Source organism: Paramuribaculum intestinale, assembly GCF_003024925.1.
Taxonomy (GTDB): Bacteria; Bacteroidota; Bacteroidia; order Bacteroidales; family Muribaculaceae; genus Paramuribaculum; species Paramuribaculum intestinale.
The window spans coordinates 1-2,522 of the sequence record NZ_PUED01000263.1; the positions used below are offsets into that span (position 1 = coordinate 1).

At 46.6% G+C, this 2,522-nt stretch carries 3 protein-coding genes and 1 pseudogene; all 4 read left to right on the top strand.

Annotated features, from left to right (window positions below):
* Positions 1–1,171 precede the first annotated feature (1,171 nt).
* Positions 1,172–1,396, top strand: a complete 225-nt coding sequence (locus C5O24_RS12480; RefSeq protein ID WP_107037036.1) for a hypothetical protein — start codon at positions 1,172–1,174, stop codon at positions 1,394–1,396.
* An 11-nt stretch (positions 1,397–1,407) separates the two neighbouring features.
* Positions 1,408–1,635, top strand: a complete 228-nt coding sequence (locus C5O24_RS12485) for a hypothetical protein (RefSeq protein ID WP_107037037.1) — start codon at positions 1,408–1,410, stop codon at positions 1,633–1,635.
* 11 nt (positions 1,636–1,646) lie between these two features.
* Positions 1,647–2,078, top strand: coding sequence for a PcfK-like family protein (locus C5O24_RS12490; RefSeq protein WP_107037038.1), 432 nt, complete (start codon positions 1,647–1,649; stop codon positions 2,076–2,078).
* 13 nt (positions 2,079–2,091) lie between these two features.
* A pseudogene (locus C5O24_RS14530) lies at positions 2,092–2,280 on the top strand (PcfJ domain-containing protein); the annotation flags it as partial.
* Positions 2,281–2,522 lie beyond the last annotated feature (242 nt).

Genomic DNA, 2,522 nt, shown 5'->3' on the forward strand with positions numbered 1-2,522 from the left:
ACCATAAAAAAGTTGAATCGGCAGCTTGAAAAAGCTGCCGATTTTTTTGGCAATATCACTGATGTTTAGTAATTTAGATGCAACAAACAATAAATACTGTATCATGATTACCGAAAGTAAAGTTACTAAAAATTTGTGATATATGACGTAACTTGCTGGATTTTAGAGCGTCTATGTAACGTAATTGTACTTAATTCGTACTGATTGAGAAAGTTGCCGCAAACGGAGGAATTTGAGTTTTTGATTTTTAACATCTGTTTTTGATTTTTAATTGCCTCTTTTTGCCCCCACAAGGTCTGATTTTGGACTATGCCCAATTTTCAACCTTGTAACCGCATCCGCTTTTTCAGTACGAAAAAGACACGTTTAGACGCTGCAAAGATAGCGATTTTTATCGTCATGGGCAAACGTGGCGGGACATCGGCTTGCATCAGACCGTGCCGGGGATGTGTCCGGGAGGCCACGTTCCGACCCGGACATACTGCAAGCCCATGTCCCGCCTGACAGGTCCACGCGGATAGAGACCGTATGCCGTCCTCCCGATAGAACGACCGGGCGGACATCATCCGGACACTATCCCTTTGCGGGACTATTTATCGCGTTGCCGAAACCTGTTTACACTGACTGTCCCTTTTATCTTTCGTTGCCAAACGGGATGCCGGAAATACAAAACCGGTGAAAGTGAAAGTAAGAGACGGCCTTTCACCTGCCCCGGCATTTGCACATCCCGCATCCCGTTGATTTCAATCCACGCGGATAAAGACCGCGCACTTCCACGGATCGGCGATGCCGTACCGCTCCCTGTGCGCGGACATTATCCTCAGCGGGATTACATTTCCGTTTTTTTATTTTTTTCTTTCCGCTGCCGCCACCAGCGTGGCAGCAGGGACGATTATGTTTTCCTGGGCTTTCTTACCGGGGGAGCCATTTTGAGTCAGGGCGTACCATTGACAAGCGGGTCTGTATGGGTTGCTTGACTTGACTGAACGTGCGGCGAAGGGATATTCTATCGGCTTCGGCATAAAAATCTCCAGACCTCCTTGCGTCGGCTCGTATTTTTATGTCGAGGCCCGAACATCCCTTTTCTTCCGCCACACGCCTTGCAGGTGTCAAGCAACTCATACAACCACACTGTCTTTGGACGCATGGTTCAAAAAAAGCTCCCACCGATATGAAAGCCACAAGAAAACATAAAGATTTTAAGTCAAGGCAAGCTCGCCAATCCTCCTATCTATACCGCATAATCACAAAGGCGGTCAAGGCGGTGGCAATCATCATCGGAGCAGTAATCGGGATAGCGTTGTGGGCAGTGGTCAGACCCATATTAAGGGGCATAGGCTGGCTCATATCAATCCTCACCGCAGCAGGGGCAATCTATTGGTTAATGACACTCTAAAATTCAAGAATATGGCAACGAAAAGAAACTCCAAGACCTTGGAACAGCAAGCACGATACTACGGGGTTGACGATATATCCGAGTATATGGTTGAAACATACCTCAACGGCAACATATCCACATACCGTCAGCTATTCCAAGAACTACGGGGCGAGAGTCGCAGAGAGTTTGTTAGACGGCTCTTTGAAATGGGACTCAATCCCACCGAAATAGAAAAAATGATACTGGCAATCCTCTAAAACCCACGGCTATGGCAACGAAAGAAAACAAAGGCACACAAGCCTTCAACGACACAATCAAGGCTTATCTTGAAGAACGAGCAGAGAATGACGCATTGTTTGCCGTCAAGTTCGCAAATCCCTCAAAATCAGTAGAGGACTGCGTGACATATATCCTCAACCAAGTGCAGAAAAGCGGTAGCAACGGCTTTACCGATGCGGAGGTGTACGGAATGGCAATCCATTACTACGAGGAAAAAGAAATTGAGGTCGGCAACCCAATAAACTGCAAAGTGGTGGTGAACCATACGGTAGAACTCACCGAGGAGGAAAAGGAAGAGGCACGGCAAGAGGCAATAGCCAAACTCCGAGACGAGCAGGTTGCGAAGATGCGCAAAACCACCGCGAAGAAAGCCACCGAAAACAAACCACAAGTTGAACAACCAAGTCTATTTGACTTTTAACCCCCATACCGCTATGAAACCCAAGACCGCAATACAAAAGAAAGTGGCACAACTCTCAGCCACCCTCCGCCCTCTTACCGCCAGGCAGGAAGAATGGGCATATGCAAACTGCATCGAGCATTTTGCCTACCGAACCAAGAGCGGGATACTTACCTGTTCCGACTGCGGACACCAATGGAAAAGTGGGAACGGCAGTCTATGTGGAAAAACTCAGCGAATTTGCACCCCGGCTGACCAGATAAATTACCCACCGGAACATCATTTAAATTGACTCCAGTCCGGTCAAGCACAATACACCCAGGAAACAGCCTATACGGGAGTTGGCATAAGTAGTTTTTGAGCGATATTGTATGTTCAATAATATTATACATACGAATGATCATAAATAAAAAAATGAGCACGAACAAATAAAGAATAAAGATGATATGACACACCAAAAGAGAA